Raw genomic sequence first — 20681 nt, forward strand, 5'->3', positions numbered from 1 at the left:
ATATAATCAGTAAAATATCACCGCCACATAATTTCATTGTAAATCAGGGAACGAAGACATGAATTTCAGGACAATAGCACTCTTCTGCGCGTCAGCCTATTTTCTATCGGGTTGCGCGCCACACTCCCCTATTGATGCAAAGAAAACGGGGACCACGGGAAAGGAGAGCGCCACCAGTAAAAGCGCTTCCCTACAGCTGACGGACAAAGATATTTTTGGCAATGAAACGACGCTTGCGGTTTCTGAAGAGGATATTCAGGCTGCGCTTGAGGAAGATGAATTCCGGGTGCCACTCAATTCAAAAGTTATTCTCGTACAGTCCGGCAGTCGTGCACCAGAGACGCTTATGCAGCAGGAGATGAGTCAATATTATTCCGTGGCAACTTTTTCCGGCATTCCTGACAGACAGAAAGTGGTTTCCTGTAACAAAGAAAAAGATGAGAACAGTGAAGCAACGATTGCAGAAAACATGAACTGGATGCAGGCACTTCGATATATTGCTGCAAAAGGCCATCAGAAAGCCATCATCGTTTATCAGGATCTCCTGCAGTCAGGAAAATATGATCCGACAACAAAAAACACAATCTGGTCGGATTACAAAAACGAAAAACTAACAGAAGCGACTTCACTGCGTTACCTGGTGCGTTTCACGCTAGTGGATGTGGCGACGGGCGAATGGGCGACCTGGTCACCGGTCAATTATGAATACAACATTACGATCCCTAAGACTAACAAGAAAGAAATTATTGATACCACCGACCAACAGGTATCTCAGCTTAAGCAAAGAACGTACGCGTTAATGGTTAAAGATCTGGTGAATCGTTATCAGTAGACAGGCTATATCTGCCGCCAGAAATTTTCGGCGGCAGGTAAAATTATAAATATCTCCAACCCTCTGATAAAAGACTGATAAAAACAATCCCGCCATAATAACAAGATAGAAGAATAGATATTTTTATAATATGACAACAGCCTTGAGTTTCACAAGGCCACGCGACTAATATACCCAATTTCAATTTTGTTAAAAAATTCTTTCCTCCCACAAGCTATATGCACTGGTTCCCGCTATGCAGTGTTCCTGGGTAATACTTTCATAAGTGAAGGATACCGACTCTTCTGGCTGGCCCTGACTGTTGTTAATAGTGTGCGGCAACTCACTATGTATGCTTGAGATGCGGGCCTTAATCAGTTTCACTTTGTAATACAACTCATTAATACCAAAACGGTTAGTGCGATAATATTCAAAATCGCATGTCAGACACTCATTTTCAGTAATGGACTTACTCAGTAAAGGGGATGATTTATCTACCGGCTTCTGAATGCTTAATGCGAGATGGTTAACATTCTGCGCCCTGGTCAGGCCGTGTTTAAGCGCCAGCACCATAATCTGATCCGTGTGCGCTAATTGCGCCTTATTGCCAATGGAGTCCAGCGAAGAACAGCCAGCCGAGATCAGCCCCTGAAGTTCACCGTTAAGAGTTAGATAAACAAGATTTGCCATAATAAGTTCCTCGGGTCCGGATTATTTCCCGGCACTGGTTTCGTTGGCTGCCGTTTCAGGCAGAGAATGATTTTTTAGCAACAGCCAGCGGCTTGCTACGCCCTCCAGCCGCTCGTTAATTTCTGTTTCCAGCGCCTGCGTATTCTGCCCCTGCATCTGGGCATCCTGATATTGCGTCAGCAGGGACTCCAGAGGAGTTTCCTCACCTAGCCCTCGCTCTGCCTGCCAGACCACATTTTTAATGTAGGAGAGTGTCAGCCCCTCCTTTTCACGTTTCATCACCAGATCAGCAAAGGCGCGTAAATCCTGTCGCGTCTGCAGCCAGCCCCGGAGCTGCGGGCTGCTGCTAGCGCGTGTTTTCACCGTCTCATCCCACCACGCGGTAGCCTTTTGCTGCTGCTGACTCTCCGGCCAGCGGCTACTCGCAGTGCGAGCCATCAGCATTCCTGTTTCCAGCGGCTGCAGTGCGGAGGTCTCTGACTGTTGTTGCAGGCGATGCTGATAGGTATCCAGCATGGGCGAAACCAGCCATAGCGATGCGGCTCCTGGCCCGCTGTCCTTAACCTGCGAAAGGATCTGCTGCGACGGGTAAAACTGCCACCACCAGAGCGCAGCGACGATCGCTGCGCTACAGGCGATACCTGCAATAAACCCTTTAATCGCGCTGCCCGTTTTTTTTGCCGGACTGCGCACCGCCACCGTGATTTTCGGCAGTTCGGGCAGCGGAGGCATCGCGTCTGTCGAAGCTGACGAGATGCTCTCCGGCGCGTAAACCAAAGTTCTGACCGTGTTCTGCGTCTGGGTTTCGGCAATGCTCTTAGGCTGCGGCTCCAGCCGTTTACGCGTGTTCTGCACAAAATAGAGCAGATTCTCAACGCGTGGCTGACGCTTAAGCTCCACCTGCTGGAGTTTGTCGCAGATGAGCTGCAACGCACGTTCCGCGCGATACAGCAGTGGCAGATCGACTGGCGCGAAGGACATTTGCTGTCGCAGAATATTGCCGGTGCGAATATTCAGCCAGTCGAGCATTTCGGTACGTGCTGTACCACCCTGCGGCCAGAATTTGTCCCACTCGTGGCAAATCATCGCCGCCAGCAGTTCCACGCCCTCACAAAAGCCTGCCAGGCCCTGAGTGCGGGTTCGCGCCAGGGTGAAGTAGGTCGCCGTATGCAGATCTACACCGTTGGTTTTGAAAATCGACAATGCCAGAGACGCCACCAGCCGCCAGTTCAGCTCCGGCTGTGACGGATGATTAGCTTTATTAATCTCCTCCCGGATTGCGCTGAACTCAGGCAGATCACGAGGATCGCTGCCGGTAACGATGGTCTGTGTGAGTACGTCATTATTCATCCCTGCCTCCTTAGTACAGCGTGTCCGGTAACTCGAACTGACTGAACAACCCACCTGCGAATGGATTGTCCTCCGTATCCGTGTGTACGCGATAAACCATTGCCCCGCCGTCCACGGTAAAGCGCACGCTGAACGTACCGTCCTGCACACCCGTTAGCTGCCCCGCCCCGAACAGGCGGAACTGAGCCCACGGACCGCTGAAGCTGATGCTGCGAGGGGAATTGCCGCTTGTGCCGATAAGCGTCAGTTTGCTTTCATTGCCTTCACGCATATTGTTCGGCCACACCAGATGCGCGGTGTAATTGCGCCCCTGGCTGTAATCCACTAACTGGCCATCGAGATTCAGCACGCTGCGGCGTTTGTTGCCGGATAATGACACGGTCTCTACCGCAAATTTCGCACCTAAGCCGTTCTGTTTGCTGAAGAAAATATCGCGAATTTTTTGTGCTGCTTGCAGTTGCTGGCGGATATCCTCACGGATGATCACCGCACTGTCACCGTCTTCCAGGCTGAGGTCGTTTTCCATAAACAGACGCAGATTCTGCTGATAAAACGCGTCCAGCACGCCATCCGGTTTAAAGAAACGTTCAAAGGCATCCAGTGAGGCGTCCTGCTGCGCACCCGGATTGAACGGATAGTTGTTCGCCAGCTGTTCGTTGAAGGGTTTCACTACGGTGTCGCGCCAGTCCACTTCCATGTAGTGAACGGCTTCCACCATCACCACATGCCAGGCCTGGTCAGCGAGTTTACCCACCCAGCGGTTAAGCGGCGCGGGCAGCGTTTTAGCCATCTGACGGGTGGCAAAAATCGGGTCGCTGCTGTTCTGATCCAGCCGAAGCTGTACCGCTTTGAGCGCCGATTTTCCGGGGACCGGCGCATTCTGGATTGCCAGCAGATAACGATGCAGTTCCGTTAATTGCTGATAGACCGCCTGCATCGTGCTTTCTTTCTCTTTCTGCATCGCCAGCGCGCTGTTTTCCGGCGCAAATTCATGCCCGAGACGGGTCAGCAGACGGTAATCCGGCTCAGCCAGCGCCTCTTCCCGCTCTTTATCGGAGAGCTTTTCTGAGAGGACTGCGGGTTGGGTGTTGTCGCGCAGAGCCGTCAACGCCCGTTGGAGGGGCTGATCGCCACTGATCACCTGCTCCAGCGCACCCGTCAGCTGCGCGATAGATTCATAATCGCGGACATTAAGGTTATCCATTCCAACCCGCCAGGTGGCGGTGTAATCGCTGAGATATTGTTCCGTAAGCTGACGCTGAATTTCCGTCCTGTCTGCCTGGCTGTACTTAACGCTGCGGGTGAGGTTCAGAACCCAGCTGTCCATCGCTGTGAGTTCTACCAGTTCGTCGCGCTGTTTCACAAAGTAACTCTGCAAGCCATAGCGGGTGAGGAACTGCGGAACGATCAGCTTGTTATCGTCAGCCGAGGTAAACACCCGCTCAAAGCTTGGCCCTACCTGATCGCGCAGGTTCAAATCTGCAGGTAACACGCCCAGCGCACGCGTTTTCAGGCTTTGATAAACGCGCTGGTATACCGGAAGTTTGCTGAGTTCTTTTTGCGCACCAGCAACAGAACTGCCATAGGGCGTCCATCGACTGATAGCATCGCTATCACCCTTCTCCCGCTCAGCATGCCAGTCGGTATGCTCCAGCGCATAGTCGAGATGGGACATTAGCTGCACCTGGATATCACGCTGACCGTGGAATTTTTCACTCCAGCGCTTCGCCATATATTGCTTCACCACTTCATTGCTGCGCCCGCTTTTGTCTTCCAGCATGCGGATCACTCGCAGGATGGCGAGTTTCTCCTCGCTTTCAGCTGGCGCCGAATTCATCTCTTTGACCAGACCGTTCAACAAAGAAGGCAGATAGCGCTGCTCAAGCAATTGCAGATAGGTCTGCTCCACATAGGGACCAATACGTCTGCCCTGATACAGACCCAAATCCGCCAGACGGCTGCGGTCGCCCCAGTCGCCGTAGGCCAAAGTGGCATCGCGTACAGGATTAAGCAGAGGCAATTGCAGATTGCCATACTCATCCATACCCTGCGGAGGTTGCACGGCCATAAAGGCTTTCGCCTGCTTCAGCACCTGAATGCCTGAGGCGTAGTTGGCATTGTAATAATGATGCCAGCCTGTTATCAGCAGTATCACTCCCGCGCCGCCTGCGACAGAGAAAATCGTCAGGCGACGGCGAGCGTTGATAAGCCAGGCATGGCTTTCGCCCGCCAGGTTTGGCTCCGCCAGCAGCACCTGTGGGAACAAATTACGGGTAAAATAGGGGGCTGTATCCACCAGCGGCCAGGCGCTGAGTGGACTACTCCCAAGACCGTATTGACGGGCTGCGGACTGCATAAAGATGTCATCCATCTGGCCACGTTGCAGCGACGACGTGAGATAGACACCGCGCAGCATAACGTCCATGTTTTCGCCGTCCAGCAAGCCGTCAAGCAGTGCAACAAGAGGAGCCAGACTCCCTTGCATCTGACGAGCAAAACTGAACAGCGAGCTGCGGTCATGGCTCTGCGCCAGCATGAGATCTGGCAGAGCATGATTAATCAGATCGCCCCATACCTTCCAGAAGCTGTCCAGCTCGGCACGCCAGTCGTCACTCTCATGGGCACCACGCGTAAACGTCACCCCAAGGATGCTGTCGCGCCCCTGTTTATCCAGCGACTGAAATAGCGCTGCAAATCCATGTAACAAATCGAGCCGGGTGAGGACGACATACACCGGCAGCTGGCAATGAAGGTGCTGGCGTACATCCTGTAAACGGCTCCGTAACATCTGCAAGAGGTATTCACGGCGGCGCTTATCAGCCGTCAGGAGATCGAGAAAATCGAGAGTCAGAATAAGACCGTTGAGGGGCTGGCGGGCGCGTTTCTGAACCAGCCAATCAAGCATATGCTCCCATAAACGGCGGTGCAGCCCATCCGCCTCAGGCTGCTCACAGAGTGAGCCGCTGACGTCAAAAATGACCGCCTGTTTTCCGACGTGAGGCGTGAGATACAGCCGCTGTTCGGCGCCGCGTGCCGTTTCCGGAGTATAAATAATATCCGAGGCAAAGCCTTCGCGAAGCAGCGCGGTTTTGCCACTTCCTGCAGGGCCGATAACCATATACCACGGCAGTTGCCAGAGATATCGACGGCTGTCGAGATGGCGTTGCAGGCGCAGTAGCCAGCGATCGAGGTAGCGCTGCTGAGCATTCAGCTCCACGCTTATCGGATCCTGAGTTTCCTCACGCTGCTGTTTCTGCTGTCGCTCAAGCTGTTGCAGACGTTTCATCACCCTTATGGTGAGCCATGCCAGCGCGATAAATCCCCATACGGCTGTCGCCAGCCAACGGCGGGTCAGCGGCTGCAGCCAGTGCTCTTCGTAGAGTGTCCATGTCGGGCCTTTCCACCAGATCCATACCAGTAGAAAAATCCACGCCAGCACCAGTAACCAAAAGGCGGAAACCTTAAAGCGAGGCATGGCCGGTCTGAGGGCAGATTTCAGCCCGCTGAAGAGTCGGGGTGTTGGTAATCTCACAAAAGCTCCTGTTTATTCTTACTTTTCTGCCATGAATTTATGTTCAAGCTGCTCCAGCAGGGAGGGTTCCCAGTCTGTAAGCCGCATTTGTGAGCCCGCGCTGAACAGCATCCGATACTGTTGCTGCGCGAGTTTGCCCATCCCGGCCTCTTCCATTAACTGTGCTCCAGAGTACTGGCGGTAGAACTGTTCGCGAGGTGATCCCTCGGGCAACGAATCCAGATACTGCAGCGCCGTTTCCAGCCCCTGATCGGCAAACAAGATCCGGGCGGCCTGTAGCTCCTCGCCGTTTTCTGAGACATATGCGCTCTGGCTGGCAGAAGCAGGAACCAGCCACTGCTTCGTCTGTTCGCTCATAAAGGGCGTACGGTCGTTAAACAGCAGCGCCGAAAGCGAAGGAAGACGCGCAACAAAACGGGTAACTTCGTCGAGGATGGCTTCTGCCACTGCGAGATAACCAAGGCGCAGTGCAATCTGCGCGGAGAGGTAATGGCCATCCAGCCAGTATGGCGCGAGTAATATGCTTTTCTCGACCTGCAACCAGAGCGCTAAATCTGCGTTGCCAAAACGGGTCTGATAATCGGCAACCCTGTCCGCCGGAATAGCCGCAAGCGGCGTTCGACCGTCACTTTCGGCCTGCGGCGTAGCCGTGATGGTTTGCCAGATCGCGTGACGTCGCAGACGATAGCCGTGCGGTGAGTCCGGCTGACGTTCACAGAGAATATCGGCCACCTCCAGCAGCGTGCTGCGCCAGGCGTTATCGTCATGGCTGTTGATGGTGACCCGCGGTGCCGGAGAGATCGCAGGAGTGCTGACCGGAGGGGTATCGGGCGAAGCGGCGTGGGGCGCGTTCAATGCAGCGCGTGCGGAAGTATCCGCAGAAGCGTCGCGACACTCGCGCTGGTAGAGGGCAAAGAGTTCATCCGTTGCCTGCGCCAGCTCAGGCGCATGCTGTGTCTGCCAGCACTGCGCCAGTTTTGCCAGCTCGCCCAGAAGTTCGTCACGCTGTGAAGTGGTTGCACGGCCAGCAAAGCCTGCGACGCCCGCGTCAAAACGTTTTATGACCTGCCCGGCAAAGCGCTTTTTATGCACCATATTTTGCGGTGCCGCAACGGCCCAAAAGTGCTCGACATAGAGAGCCAACAGGCGCAGCGCCAGCAGCGGATCGCCCGCATGCTGAAGGGTTCTGAGCAGGTGCGCCAGCAGGCGGAAATCTTTGCTTTCGCATGCCAGCAACACCAGCCCCCGACGCTGAATATCCGGGATATCCAGCTGGCTATGAGCCAGCGAGCCGAGTTTAACGATCTCACCCTCGATAAACTCCCACTCCGGGTTATCGTCTTTCAGGCTCTCACTCAGCTTGTCTCCCGGCAGATTTTCCAGCAGATGCGAAATCCAGGTCTGTGGATTATTCAGATCTAAAGGCATTAATAATCTCCCGCCCAATGGCACGCATCACGCAGTGGCGCGATGGCCTGTGCCAGCCCGTTAATATCAAAGGTCAGCTTGCCGGCGGGGCTACCCACCCCCGTATCCAGGGTCAGTGTTTTGGCGCTAAACAGCTGTTTGATTTCACCAATCCCGGACAGCCCCCGACTGGCTTCCAGCAACACGCCGTTCTCACGGACAAACCAGTGGCTGTTGAACGTCCTGCCATCAGCATTCAGGGTGACCGCGATGTCATGAACATCCAGCGAATGCATCAAAGCCACCTGCATCCGGGTGATGTTATCCATGCAACTGAACATCAGTACCGGACGCGGCGGGACGCTGCCGATAGCCGGGGTCGTGATAACAACGGTTGGATGCTCGCCCGGCGTTTGCACGACCAGCAATGAAGTGGTGTTACCGTCGCGGTGTTTTTCCTGCTCCGTGGCTAGCGTCCAGGCTTCTCCCTGATAGCGCGCTTTAACCAATGCCCCCTCGAAGCCGCCCGGCGAGACGGGCGCGAGCAGATTGTCGTAGCAGTCAAGACGCTCCAGAGCTGCCGTTTGTTGACGGCAGGACTGCATCGCCTGCAGGGTTACCAGAGCATCAGACATGGGCACCGTTTCCGCATGTGCAAATCCCGCACAGCTTCCCACCAGCAGAGCCGCAATCAGCCAGGGAAGGCATGGCTGGCTCATATAACGACACCATCCTCAGGCTGGGGAGATAAGGGATCGCTGTCCTCGTTGTCACACGACGCATCTTCCACACAAGTGGTAAACGCGCCATTCTCGGCCGACAGTCGGATCAGGGAAATCGCGGTGTTGGCCGCCATTTTCTGTAGCAGCAGCAGCGACAGCGGCGGCAGCAACTCGCCGTCGATCACGGATTCCAGCATTCTGGCGCCATTCTCGGCGCGGGTGACGCGCTGCATAATTTCATCCGTCACCTCCGGTTCAATAATCACCTCAGCACCAAAGCGGCTACGCAGCACGCTGTCCAGTCGCGCAAGCTTTCCGGCGATAATCGTGGTAAGCGTCTCGTGGGTCAGCGGCAGATAGGGCACCACTTCCATTCTTGCAAGCAGCGCGGGTTTGAAGAAACCTGCCAGCACCGGATACAACGCGTCCTGCATCAACGCCGGGTTATCAGCATGTTCGACAATCACCTGATAACCGAGGTTGGAGGTGAGGAAAAATACAATGTTTTTGCAGTCAATCAGACGGCCTTCACCGTCCGCCATTTCGCCCTTATCAAACGCCTGATAGAACAGATTCAGCACGTCCGGGTGAGCCTTTTCTACTTCGTCAAGGAGCACGACCGAGTAGGGTTTCTGACGAATGGCTTCGGTCAGCACGCCCCCTTCTCCGTAGCCCACGTAGCCAGGAGGCGAGCCGATCAGCCTTGAAACCGTGTGCTTTTCCTGGAACTCCGACATATTGATGGTCGTGAGATACTGACGTCCGCCGTAGAGTAGCTCCGTCAGTTGCAGCACGGTTTCGGTTTTGCCTACACCGCTCGGACCGGCTAACAGGAACGCACCCTGAGGCCGCCCGGGACGGCGCAAGTCAGCACGGGCGGTCAGCAGATGTTTATGCAAACTGGCAATCGCCAGCTGCTGGCCTTTTATGGTTTCGCCCAACCAGAGCGGAAGATCGGTAATCACCGACATCTCGCTCTGCGACAGCCGGTTAAGCGGCACGCCGGTCCATTCGGCTATCACCGCTGCAATCTGCTTTTTATCGACGTGGGGCGAAACCAGTAGCTGATCGTTATGCAAGGCGTCCAGCTCTGCCGTCAGCCGTTTCAGGCGCTCGGCGTGAGACAGCGTTTGCTCCTCGGTAGTGAGTAATTGCTGACGCAGGGCAATAATCTCCTGTACCAGCGCCTGCTGTTGATGCCAGGCGTCCTCCAGCGTTCGCAACGCCTGCTGCGCATTCTCATACTGCGCTTGCACCTCATCTCGGCGCGCCGTCTCGATGCGTAGCCCGATACGGATTTCGCGTTCCAGCTGGCGGATTTCCGCCTCGCACTGGTGGCATAACGTCGTCAGGGCAGAAATTTTTTTCGGCGGCGAAGAGAGATTAATCGCCACCCTTGCACAGGCGGTATCCAGCACATCGATAGCTTTGTCAGGTAACTGACGCCCGGAAAGATAGCGCTCGCTTAACGTCGCGGCCGCCTGAAGTGCCTCATCGTCGATCAGTACACCATGCGATTGTTCATATACCGCCGACAGACCGCGGAGAATGATCGTGGCTTCGGCCGCATTCGGCTCACTGACCTTCACCAACTGGAAACGACGCGACAGTGCAGCGTCCTTCTCAAAATATTTTTTGTATTCGCCCCAGGTCGTTGCGGCGATAGTTTTCAGCTCACCACGCGCCAGCGCTGGTTTGAGAAGGTTAGAAATATCCAGCCCGCCCTGCTGGTTGCCGGCACCTATCAGCGTATGCGCTTCATCAATAAACAGAATGACTGGAACGGGGGATGAAATGACTTCAGCCATCAACCCTTTGAAGCGTTTTTCAAACTCACCTTTGACGGATGCTCCAGCCTGCAACGCCCCAAGATCCAGGTTCATGATGCGGGTGTTTTTGAGTTTATCCGGTACCTGGCCTGCAACAATGCGCAGAGCAAGCCCTTCGATTAACGCGCTTTTACCCACACCGGCCTCACCCACCACGACAGGGTTGTTCTTGCGGCGGCGGCTAAGAATATCGATCATCAGATCGATTTCGTGGTCGCGGCACAGCACCGGGTCAAGCCGCCCCTGACGGGCGTCTTCTGTCATGTTCCTGGCATAACGCGCAAGCAGGCTATCGCTGGCATCTGTCGCCACGCTGACGTCTTTTCCGTCATCATCCTGTATCACGGCTTCAGCAGACTCACGCGTCCACTGCGAAAAATCCTGCTGCAAGCGATCGCGGTTAATAGCTGTCAGTTGCCGGGCAGCCGCGGGTGGGACGTAACGTAGCGGCGAGTGCAGAAGCGCCAGCAGCAGCACGCCGCCCCGTAATTCACTCATCTGCATTTCCGTTGAAGCCAGCAGCCAGGCCTCTTTTAACCACTCCACAAGCATAGGGGAGAAGGCCGGATAGCTGTCCGCAGAGCGCACGGTGGCATAATTTTCGACCGTTAACGCCTGACGCAGTGTCGCCACATCAAGATCGGCTTGTTCCGCAATCACTCGCAGATCGCTGCGAACAGACGACAGCATTTGCAGGAGCACATGTGCCACGGTGATTTCCGCCGCCTGCTGGGTCATACACTCTGCCGCAGCGGCCTCCAGCGCCTGTCGGGAAAACAGATTCAGCCGCTTTACCAGCACGGGAAGATCAATCTGGATCATAGACGTCCTTATCGCAGTAATTTATTTAACTGATGCAAAATGTCCTGCGTCTGACTGTCGAGGCGCAGTAAATAGAAGAGATAAAACAGTGCCAGCACAGCAATCCCGCCGAACAACACCTGTTTAATGGTCAAACGCTTCATAAGCTGATAGCGCCCTCCCCGCGTTTTTTTGTCCTGATGTAGCAGTGGGAAAGCCGCGTCGCCGCGAAGTTTATGAAGGACGTGATACAGACGGCGGTATATCTGTTCAAATTCGCCCTGGTTCTGTACAGCAACCTTGTAGCGCCCACGGAAACCCAGCGAGAAACAGAGGTACAAAAATTCGAGTAAATCCTGGTAGCGTTTGGGTTCGCGAATCAGGCGTTCGAGCAGAATAAACACCTTCTCGCCGCCCCAGGCTTCATTATGGAAATGCACCAGCAGGGACTGCTTTATCCACTCGTTCTTGTTCGACCAGCCATTGCCAAGCGCCGCCTCGTCAATAAATGTGCAGAGCACATAGCGAAACGAGACGATCACGCCTGGCTCGTAGCCCTGCTCTTGCAGCAATTGCTCCACCGCCTGAACGTCGGTCACAACCCTGGAAAAGAGGTGTTCAGGCATCGACTGACTGTTCATCCCCGCCACGCGCATCACCATTCCCAGCAACGGGGTGGCCGCATCGATCATCGGGTTGAGGCTGTTACCACGCAGGGCGAGCCGGTACTGGCGATGGGACGTTTCCCCGCCAGCCTCATGCGAAAAGTCACTGCCCATTTCCTCGGAGTAGACCGAGTTATTGCTGCCGGAATAAAAGTCAGGCTGTTCGCTCATCGTCTCAACCTCTTATCGCCCACAGCTGCATATCCAGGTCCGGGAAGGTGCCGGAAATATGCAGCGCCATCGCCCCGGCTTTCGCCACGTCCTGCCAGGCCGCGGCCCCTTTATCAAGGTCGAAATAGACGTAACCATCGTGATAAGGAAGCTGGCGAGGTGCGGCAGTGCGGGGTGACAGCGGTACGCCAGGCACCTGGACACTGACGACATTGCGGATTTTGTCGGTCGCAGCGATTTTCGACTGCTGAGTGAACTGGAGAATGATCTGGTTCTGCGGCATCCGCGCGCGGACGGCCAGTACGAATGAGCCCGACTGCAGCAGCGTCGGATCGTTAACCGTGGCGATATACACCCCATCGGAAAAGATCAGCGGCAGGTTCTGAGCCCGTGGCATCAGCACGGTGTTGAGCGCCCGACGCAGCTCCAGAATCACCGTTTTAAAAGACTGCGTGAGATTCCGGTGGTTGTAGACATCGACCGGACACGGCAGACGGCTGTTCTCGGTAAAGGTCATCAGCTCACCCAGCAGACGCACCAGATCCAGATAAAAGGTTTCCGGATGCAGCGTATGCAGATGGGTGCGGTGGGTGAAGTGCATCTGGCTGCGGTTCAGCATCTGCAACATCATAAATTCTGCCACATCGGCGATACCGCTCTGCTCCGGCGAGCCAATGCGCTTTGCCAGTTCGCTGGCGCGGTTACTGATTAGCCCCTGAACGTCCCCGGCAAACCCGTTCAGCACAGGGCTCACCCGAATCGCCTGACAAGTGGGGATAAAGCCCTCATCCAGCACCAGCGCGCCATTGGGCTGCTGACTGCGAATGCGGCATAACGGCAGGGTGACCATCGCGCTGAGATCGTCCGCGCCGCTCACAATTTTTGGCGCCAGCTGCCCCAGAACAAGCTGCTGGACATCGCCATCATCTGAGTGCAAATCACGAATATCGCTGCGGGCCAGCCGGTAACGCTCCGTGCTTTGTCCAGCACTCTGGCGGCTCTCAATTTCGCAGGTGATATCACTGATGACCGGCAGCGCGAGGTAGATATCATGGCTTCCGGGTTTTGACAGATCGACAGGATGGTAGGGCAAAGGAAGCTGGTCCTGCTCCGGGATACTGAATACCGTGCCATCAGGCATGCAGCCGCTCGCAAAGTCGAGCATCAGCTTCCCCTGTGCCAGCAACTCTGAATTCACTGACAGCGCTGTAAATCCCCAGCTAAAGTCAGCCTGTGCATTGAATCGCTGGTTCAGCAGATATTCCTGATTACGCTGCTGTTGCTGGAAGTGCTGCGGCAGGGCGAATAACCCCTCTTGCCAGATCACCTTATTTTTCATCGTCGCCATCGTCAGTCTTCCTCTTTTTTCATTTCGATACTGCTCTGCCGCACATGCACCAGCACACGGTATTGGTGGCCCGTACCTTCCACTGGTTCGATCTGCTTCCATTCGGAGGACTGGTCATCCGAGAAGTAGGCAACAATGCCAATAAACTGCGTTTTTTCGTCCAGTTTCACCGGCGGCAGGGTTTTGAGCGTGTCCGGCAGCAGGCTGAAATCCTGGTGATCGATGTAGTTTTTCCCTAACACATCCGGTAACGGTGTGCTGGCTATCTGGTCATAGTCAGCGGCCTGCAGCTTTGAATCGTCGCTGAGATAGACCAGTTGCACATCCACAGGGGCGGCTTCCCCCTCTGCGTTGGTATTGGTATCCGGTTCAGTGAGAAGCGTGACAGTCACCTCCGACGGTTGTACTGCCTGCTTTCCGACCTGAATATCCGGATTACTGATCACCTGGCCGAGTTTTTTCGCCGTTTCGCAGCCGGTTAAAACTACGCTCATCAGAACGCAGGCCAGAAACGCCCTCCTGATCATGCTTCCGACTCCCGTTGCTTCTCTCTCAATACCCGGTCATAGACCTGGGCATACACTTCGTTAAACAGCATCTCGAAACCCTGCTGACGGCTGGACGCCAGTTCGTCGTAGTAATGGCTATACATCTGCCATGCGCCGGCATCGTCCAGCGGCTGGCGCAATTCATGGCTGCGACGATACTGAACAAAACGGCGCATCAGGCTCTGGGGAGAAAAGGCGTCCAGCAGGACACGCAGCGATTCGATAATCGCCCCGCGATTGGCTTCTTCATGGTGGCGAATGTTGCGCAGGCTCTCACGTACTGCGGCAGGAGCAGCAAGGTGAACCGGGCTTTTACCCTCGGCAAACATCACATCCAGCGCCGTGGTGTAGTCCATATTCAGACGCAACGGGTTATCTTCCAGCGGACGCAGATGCTTGTCAGACAGGCTGTTACGTTGATGTTGAAGCTCAAGCAGCCCTTGTATTGCGGCCTGCAATGTCCTTCCAGCCTCTTCCAAAAAATCATCCGCCTCCTGTGAATTGCGTACAGAAAGCGAGCAGCCTAGCCCACGCATAAGCGGCGTGACGGCGAGATGGCGATGTGTCATTTCACCCTGTGCGCCCGCTTCATCATGACTCTCGTGAGAATCGGCATACATCGGCGGCAGATCCATAAACTGATTTTCCAGCCCGCTATTACTGGACGGGGCGGAAAGTGTGGCAGTGGTTCGGAGGGGAGCCGATCCCGACAGCAGATCACCCGCAGTGGTCAGACTTTCTGTTTGCAACGCCTGAAGAGGATCGGTAGAAAAGCCGTTCACTACAGTGTCTGCGAGCTGATGTCGGTGAGGCATTCCCGGATACGTCGGTTGCCCGTCAGTGGTGAGCAGCGCATCAGCCAGGCGATCGCGGTTAGTCACGATGGTTTCCGGGGCGGCCATCTGCTCGCTATAGCTGACGAGTTTTCCTTCGTGGAGGAACACTTTTAATGCCAGCGCCCCAAGTCCAATCTCATCGCCCTGACGCAACCGCACTAATCCAGAATCCATGGACACCGGGGCCAGATTGATCATCAACCCTGGCATCAGACTACGAAGACAGAAGGTGCCATCATGGAGAACCACTTCGCAGGCACGGCCAGCGATAGATCCTGCTCGATCCTGTACCGGCCAGCGGCACGCCGTGGCGTGGCCGATATCTCCGCCCTCGGCAGAAAACAGGCATTTTGCAGCCCTTCCACTCTCCAGCTCATTGCCGTTCATGACCTGCAACGTGAGTGACAGCACGGAAGAGTGCTTTTTCTCCTCAGCCATATGCGATTCCATAAAATTAATCCCTGATATGAAGGGTGATAGAGGGCGGCACTTTCGGCTGTCCGATAAACGCCGTGCGCCCGATACAGGATCGGGCGCTGTCGCCTAACAGCATGCCTTTCGCCTGCTCGGGAGCCAGATCCAGACGCAAATCCCAGGCGAACTGATCGCGCAGTAAAAAAGAGACAAACATCGTCAATGCCTGGTGATTTCCACCGTCCGGCAAAAATGAGAGATAACGCTCCATCGAGAGATTGCTGATCCGCAGAAGAAATTTTCCGCTGCGATCGGGCACTCTGGCTCCGAGGGTAAAATTGACACCGATGACTGAGCGCCCCGGCACATATCCGGCAGTTCTGTTTTTTGGATTTCGCACACCCAGCCGATTCTGCTGGGCAGGATCGACAGGCACTTTGCGTAGCTGCCAGCTCTCGATACGCACTTCCGGTAGATCAAAACAGTGAGAGACCAGATTGCACACCACATCTGGCGAGCGCCCCGGCGTAGCAAGTATCCCGGCGTAGGCCAGCATCTTGCTATGGTTGATGGCAAGCCTGGCGCGCACACTGGGATTGCCCAGCCCTACAAGGGCATACATACGCTGCGAAAAAGTGTCCGTGCCACCGTTACGAAAACAGATGTAATAGCGGTACTTACGCCAGGCGTGATAGGCAAACTGCGTCCATCGATGGCTAAACAGATCGAGAAACTCTTTCAGCCCCTCTTCATTCTGTGCCGACTCCTGCGCCATTCTGTCCAGGTAGTAACCAGGCAGTGGCGACTGGCTACCGGAGAAGCCCAGGAATTTGGTCGTCAGGTTGAACTGCCCGGTCTCGTTACGACTGAGCGTACTCAGGTCACTTCCAGGGAAAGCAATACTGGCATCGGATTTGAACAGCGCCACTTCTAGTTCCGGTTCCGTACGCAAGGATGGCTCCTGGTCCGTACCGCCATAACGCCGATAGAGCGATTCCATCAGCACAAAAAAGTTTGTCCCGCGCACATCCGGGAGATTTGCTGTTTCCCTTACATCAGGGCGTGCTGGCCGGTATGTTGCCATTCCCAGGACTCCTGACTTTCGGTGTTGATAATTTTGAGGCAGTGAAACGAATTGATGCTGGCATACAGCGCAAAGAAATAGGACAACACCGTCCCCAGTAGATAGATCTCACCTTCACAGACAAAGGGGGCCGGATTTATCCACAGCGTGGTGGACAGCCCTCGAACCGGCACCCCCTTAAACAGGCGGTCGACCGGACGAGACGCCATTTTTTCAATAGCATCCAGTTTCTGCGAAGAGAGTCGGGCCTGCTGCGGGTGGTGAATACCGGGTAAATCAAACGTGCGCAGAACCTGAATCAACGCTTCCCTATCCAGCAGCGAGAGATAGTTCAGATTCATGCAGGAGATCAGCGACCAGTGCATATTGCCGTCCGTCATCGGATAAAGCGGACGGGTTGGCCGCATCACATTACTGAAGGACGCAACGGCTGGATTTTTATTAACGGCCTCGCAGATATCACCGATATGCAACGACGCAGGTAACATGCGATTGGTGCAGACAAGCGAGGCTGTGAAAACTTCGCCATCCAGTCGGGTGTGTTCTGGTATGTCTCCGTTCGCGTGAACAAATGCAATCGAATGCTCCAGACCTTGATGAAATAATGACGTTTTTGTTCGATGGTGCCAGTAAACGACTTCACGCTGACGGTTGTACTCTATCTGGTGCTGAAATCCTTCAAACTCAGGCCAGAGGCGAAACTTTCTGCTCTGTCCGGAACCGCTCTCTTTGCTCGAAACCGAGGTTATCTGGAAAATATCATAGGATTCCGGGTTCTGTTGACTGGCACGCAACGGGTACTGCGGCGCACTGTTATCCGGTCTGACAGGTTCAGAGTGGTGCGCGAAAAGATTCACCGCAGGCGTACAATAGGGACGTAAAGAAGCCTTGCGCAGCTTGATATCTGCCGGTAGTGGCAGATTAAAATGCAGGCGCAGCGTAAACGCACCGACGGGAAAATCGTCTGGCAGTGGCGCGGCATCCTTCACGTGGAAGAAGAAAAAGCTCTCCGGATAACAGAAATACTCCTGCAGTACCCGGTAACCGACATGAACGTTTTTCGGCCATGGCAACAGCGCATCTTCTGGTTCAAACCCGGCGGCCTCAAGCCACAGATCCGATAACGCTAAACGCCGCTCACCGGCAACCAGTTCGGCATCCACCAGATGTTCACTGAACCATAAATAGAGCTGATGACGGGTGTAGTCGTCTTCATTACCCAACCAAAAAGTCAGTTTATTCAGATCAATTGCGCGGGGAGAAATATTGCCCTCAGTGAAAAAATCAATCTCAATGGCACCTGCTTTTAGGCTACTGGTGTTTCTCACATCCTGAACTAAAAGAGGCTGAAGCCAGGTATCACGTGCCAGAGTGAAATGACAAACCGGCAACGAGGCGCGCTCTCCGCTGGTCAGTGCCCCCTGAGCACCAGTCTGCGAGCGGTCACTCTTTCCGGTTTTAATCAACTCATCGCGGCAAACCTGAACGAATGTTTGCAGCTCTTTACGGGGCTGATATTCAATGACCGTCATCGCCGGCACCGGACGCAGATAATTTGGCCACAGCATGTTGATGAGTCCATGCGTGAACTCGGGGAATTCATCTTCAAGCTTTTGCCGCAGGCCACCTGAGAGGAAGGCGAACGCTTCCAGCAGACGTTCCACATCCGGATCGCCCTCTTTCTCGGCCAAAAAACGAGCCAGGTAGGGTTTCTCCTGTGCCAGCAATTTGCCGAGCTGACGCAGATAATCCAGCTCTTCGCGGTAGTAACGCTCTTCAAAGGCCATCGGGTTACTCCACTTTCCAGTGCCGGTGGTTATCCAGTAGGATGTCAAACTCCAGGACATCCTGGCTGTTGCTGAAATCTATCGTTGCCACAATATGAAACCGCAGTTCCAGCGGCAGGCAGGCATCCTCTGCGATAGCCGCCACTACCACGTCCGAAATCCGCGGTTCATAGCCCAAAATAGACTCCCTGATCGCCTTAACCATCCAGTCGCGAATGTTCAACGAATCGGGGGATTGACTATTAAAATCATCAATCCCCAGCTCCGGCGAACCGTAACAACTGCCGGAACGGGTATTGAGGACGTTACGAAGAGTATCGCGCACCGAATTCAGCAACGACGCCTTAGGTCGCTGGCGCAGAGGTAGATTCGCCGCCTCGCGGATACGCTCAAACAAACTGCCCCCAGATTCCCGTTCCATTATCATGGTGCTTAATCCCTGTCTAAGCGGCCGACTAAGGACAGCTCAAACGATGCTCCCATATATTTGAAATGCGGACGCACGCTAAGCGCCACCTGGTACCAGCCCGGCTCCCCTTCCACATCCGATACTTCAATTTTCGCCTGACGCAGCGGTTTGCGACTGCGAACTTCAGATGGCGGATTTTCCTGATCGGCCACGTACTGGCGAATCCAGGTATTAAGTTCACGCTCGAGGTCGCCACGTTCTTTCCATGAGCCGAGCTGTTCGCGCTGAAGCACTTTGATGTAATGAGCTAGTCTGTTGATAACAAACAGGTAAGGCAGCTGTGTTCCTAACTTATAGTTAGTTTCCGCTTCCTTTCCTTCCACTGTATTAGGGAATACCTTTGGTTTCTGAACTGAATTAGCCGAGAAAAAGGCAGCGTTATCAGAACCTTTACGCATCGTTAGCGTAATGAACCCCTGCTCTGCCAGTTCGTATTCACGACGGTCGGTAATGAGAATTTCGGTCGGCACTTTTGCCTGAAGTTGCCCCATGGCTTCATAGAGATGCACCGGTAAATCTTTCACCGCGCCGCCGCTTTGTGGGCCAACAATATTCGGACACCAGCGGGTCGATGCAAAACTCTCCGCCATGTTGGCGGCCAGAAGAAACGCCGTGTTACCCCAAAGATAGTGTTCGTGGCTCTTGCTGACATCTTCGTGGTAGTTAAAGCTTTTGATGGGATTTTCATTCGGGACATAAGGATGTCGCAGCAAAAAGCGCGGTGCCGTCAGACCAAGATTTCGGGCATCTTCTGATTCACGCAGCGATCGCCATTTGGTGTATGCCGGCCCTTCAAAAATGGCCGCAACATCCTTGATCCCAGGCAGTTCGGTAAACGAATCAAGTCCGAAAAATGTCGGAGAAACGGATGAGAGGAATGGGCTGTGCGCCATTGCACTGACGGCGCTGATATATTGCAGCAGCTTCATATCGGCCGTCGTGTTATCGAAGCTATAGTTGCCGATAACCGCCGCGACAGGCTCGCCGCCAAACTGCCCGAAACCACTGGAGTAAACGTGGCGGTAGAAACCAGACTGGGTAATTTCCGGCGCAAAAGAAAAATCGTCCAGCAGCTCTTCTTTTGTGACGTGCAGTAGATGAATTTTGATGTTTTCCCGTGGATCGGCATGATCCACCAGGAGTTTCAGTGAGCGCAGAAACGACTCCAGCTCCTGGAATTCTGGCGCATGAAGGATCATATCCATCTGACGCCCCATGCGCTCATCAATATCAGCAATCATGCCGTTGACGGCCAGGATATCGACGGATTCGCCCTCTTCATCATTCTGTAGAAGAGCCGTAATAAAGGCTGTTACGCCCTGGCGCGCAATATCGTAACTTTCTGACTCCGGCTTGAAACGGGTCTGCGCCATGATGTCATCCAACAATGTGGGCGCGGCGACCTGTACAGAGGAAGCAGAGGCTTCCGGTAAGGTGATATCTGACATAGTGAAATCCTTGTACAAAGTTATTTCCGACCTGCGATGCCCAGTTCCGCAATCAGTTGTTCACGGCTTTGTTCGTTATCCAGTAAAGCTTTTAGCTGCGCGCGGAAAGCCGGGATATTTCCCATTGGGCCGCGTAACGCCACCAGGGCCTCGCGTAGCTCAAGCATTTTTCGCATTTCAGGTATCTGGGCAGCAATGTTATCTGGTGCGAGATCGGACAGTGATTTCACTTTCAGCCTAACGCCCATGCGCTCATCGTGGTTTTCACTGAGCGTGGAGGGAACGGCAAACTCACGGCCAATACCTGCTTGCTCTAACACTGCATTGAAATTGTTACGATTGATGGCAACAGGCTGCCGCTCATCAAGCGGCGTCTCATCCGAAGCGCCTGTCAGATTACCGGTGACCAGCAGGTTAAGCGGCAGCTCAACTTCAGCTGTCTGGGAGCCTGTTTTGGGGGTGAATTTAATATTAATGCGCTCCCGTGGAGCGATGCTGCCGTCATTTTTTTGGCTGCTCATAAAAAATAGTCCTTCAGGTTATCGACCAGGCCATCAATGCAGCATATTCCGCACCACTAAAAACACCGGAAATGCCGCCGAAGTGGCGGTTAAATAGATTGAAACGCCTTATCAACCCATATCCTACGCGAAAACAACATTCCCGAAATACTTCGATTCCGGATAATACGGCTCTATATGACAGATATAAAATGCGTGCTACAAAGGTTCAAGATACAATGCGAAGCGTAAGATCACAACCTAATAGA

General features: G+C 54.3%; 16 protein-coding genes. 1 reads left to right on the forward strand and 15 read right to left on the reverse strand.

All coding sequences use genetic code 11. From position 1 onward, the window contains the following. The first annotated feature begins 58 nt into the window (after window positions 1-58). Window positions 59-832, forward strand: a complete 774-nt coding sequence (locus ACB496_RS18380) for a hypothetical protein (protein WP_371973209.1) — start codon at window positions 59-61, stop codon at window positions 830-832. Window positions 833-1021: 189 nt separating this feature from the next. Here the strand turns inward: ACB496_RS18380 and ACB496_RS18385 are convergent, their stop codons facing one another. The 15 genes from ACB496_RS18385 to tssB form a co-directional block, all read right to left on the reverse strand. Further along, window positions 1022-1501, reverse strand: a complete 480-nt coding sequence (locus ACB496_RS18385; protein ID WP_194512197.1) for an Hcp family type VI secretion system effector — start codon at window positions 1499-1501, stop codon at window positions 1022-1024. 21 nt (window positions 1502-1522) lie between these two features. Continuing rightward, complete coding sequence (locus ACB496_RS18390; protein ID WP_371973210.1) at window positions 1523-2851, reverse strand: type VI secretion system ImpA family N-terminal domain-containing protein; 1329 nt, start codon at window positions 2849-2851, stop codon at window positions 1523-1525. A 10-nt stretch (window positions 2852-2861) separates the two neighbouring features. Next, window positions 2862-6326, reverse strand: coding sequence for a type VI secretion system membrane subunit TssM (tssM, locus tag ACB496_RS18395; protein ID WP_371975257.1), 3465 nt, complete (start codon window positions 6324-6326; stop codon window positions 2862-2864). Window positions 6327-6401: 75 nt separating this feature from the next. Further along, window positions 6402-7811, reverse strand: a complete 1410-nt coding sequence (gene tssA / locus ACB496_RS18400; protein ID WP_371973211.1) for a type VI secretion system protein TssA — start codon at window positions 7809-7811, stop codon at window positions 6402-6404. Then, window positions 7811-8509: a type VI secretion system-associated protein VasI gene (vasI, locus tag ACB496_RS18405; RefSeq protein WP_371973212.1), complete on the reverse strand. Its 699-nt coding sequence runs from the start codon at window positions 8507-8509 to the stop codon at window positions 7811-7813. Before vasI ends, tssA begins: the two co-directional genes overlap by 1 nt. Next, a complete protein-coding gene (gene tssH / locus ACB496_RS18410) occupies window positions 8506-11163 on the reverse strand; it encodes a type VI secretion system ATPase TssH (protein ID WP_371973213.1) in 2658 nt (885 codons plus the stop codon). Before tssH ends, vasI begins: the two co-directional genes overlap by 4 nt. An 8-nt stretch (window positions 11164-11171) precedes the next feature. Continuing rightward, window positions 11172-11921, reverse strand: coding sequence for a type IVB secretion system protein IcmH/DotU (gene icmH, locus ACB496_RS18415; RefSeq protein WP_194512311.1), 750 nt, complete (start codon window positions 11919-11921; stop codon window positions 11172-11174). A 61-nt stretch (window positions 11922-11982) separates the two neighbouring features. Next, window positions 11983-13326 (reverse strand): type VI secretion system baseplate subunit TssK, encoded by a 1344-nt coding sequence (gene tssK, locus ACB496_RS18420; RefSeq protein ID WP_371973214.1) that lies wholly within the window; start codon window positions 13324-13326, stop codon window positions 11983-11985. A gap of 2 nt (window positions 13327-13328) precedes the next feature. After that, complete coding sequence (tssJ, locus tag ACB496_RS18425) at window positions 13329-13853, reverse strand: type VI secretion system lipoprotein TssJ (RefSeq protein ID WP_100778967.1); 525 nt, start codon at window positions 13851-13853, stop codon at window positions 13329-13331. After that, window positions 13850-15148 carry a type VI secretion system-associated FHA domain protein TagH gene (tagH, locus tag ACB496_RS18430; RefSeq protein WP_371973215.1) on the reverse strand — a complete coding sequence of 433 codons (1299 nt, stop codon included), beginning with the start codon at window positions 15146-15148 and terminating at the stop codon, window positions 13850-13852. Before tagH ends, tssJ begins: the two co-directional genes overlap by 4 nt. A 16-nt stretch (window positions 15149-15164) precedes the next feature. Next, window positions 15165-16208 carry a type VI secretion system baseplate subunit TssG gene (gene tssG, locus ACB496_RS18435; RefSeq protein ID WP_371973216.1) on the reverse strand — a complete coding sequence of 348 codons (1044 nt, stop codon included), beginning with the start codon at window positions 16206-16208 and terminating at the stop codon, window positions 15165-15167. Then, window positions 16175-17995, reverse strand: a complete 1821-nt coding sequence (tssF, locus tag ACB496_RS18440; protein ID WP_371973217.1) for a type VI secretion system baseplate subunit TssF — start codon at window positions 17993-17995, stop codon at window positions 16175-16177. The genes tssG and tssF overlap by 34 nt, the downstream gene beginning before the upstream one ends. 4 nt (window positions 17996-17999) lie before the next feature. Beyond that, the gene (gene tssE, locus ACB496_RS18445) at window positions 18000-18419 is read right to left on the reverse strand and encodes a type VI secretion system baseplate subunit TssE (RefSeq protein WP_371975258.1); all 420 of its coding nucleotides are present in this window, start codon (window positions 18417-18419) and stop codon (window positions 18000-18002) included. Between the two features lie 8 nt (window positions 18420-18427). Then, window positions 18428-19912 (reverse strand): type VI secretion system contractile sheath large subunit, encoded by a 1485-nt coding sequence (gene tssC, locus ACB496_RS18450; RefSeq protein WP_371973218.1) that lies wholly within the window; start codon window positions 19910-19912, stop codon window positions 18428-18430. A gap of 20 nt (window positions 19913-19932) precedes the next feature. Continuing rightward, a complete protein-coding gene (gene tssB, locus ACB496_RS18455; RefSeq protein ID WP_371973219.1) occupies window positions 19933-20433 on the reverse strand; it encodes a type VI secretion system contractile sheath small subunit in 501 nt (166 codons plus the stop codon). Between the last annotated feature and the right edge of the window lie 248 nt (window positions 20434-20681).

This window comes from Lelliottia nimipressuralis, assembly GCF_041464075.1.
Lineage (GTDB): Bacteria > Pseudomonadota > Gammaproteobacteria > Enterobacterales > Enterobacteriaceae > Enterobacter > Enterobacter nimipressuralis.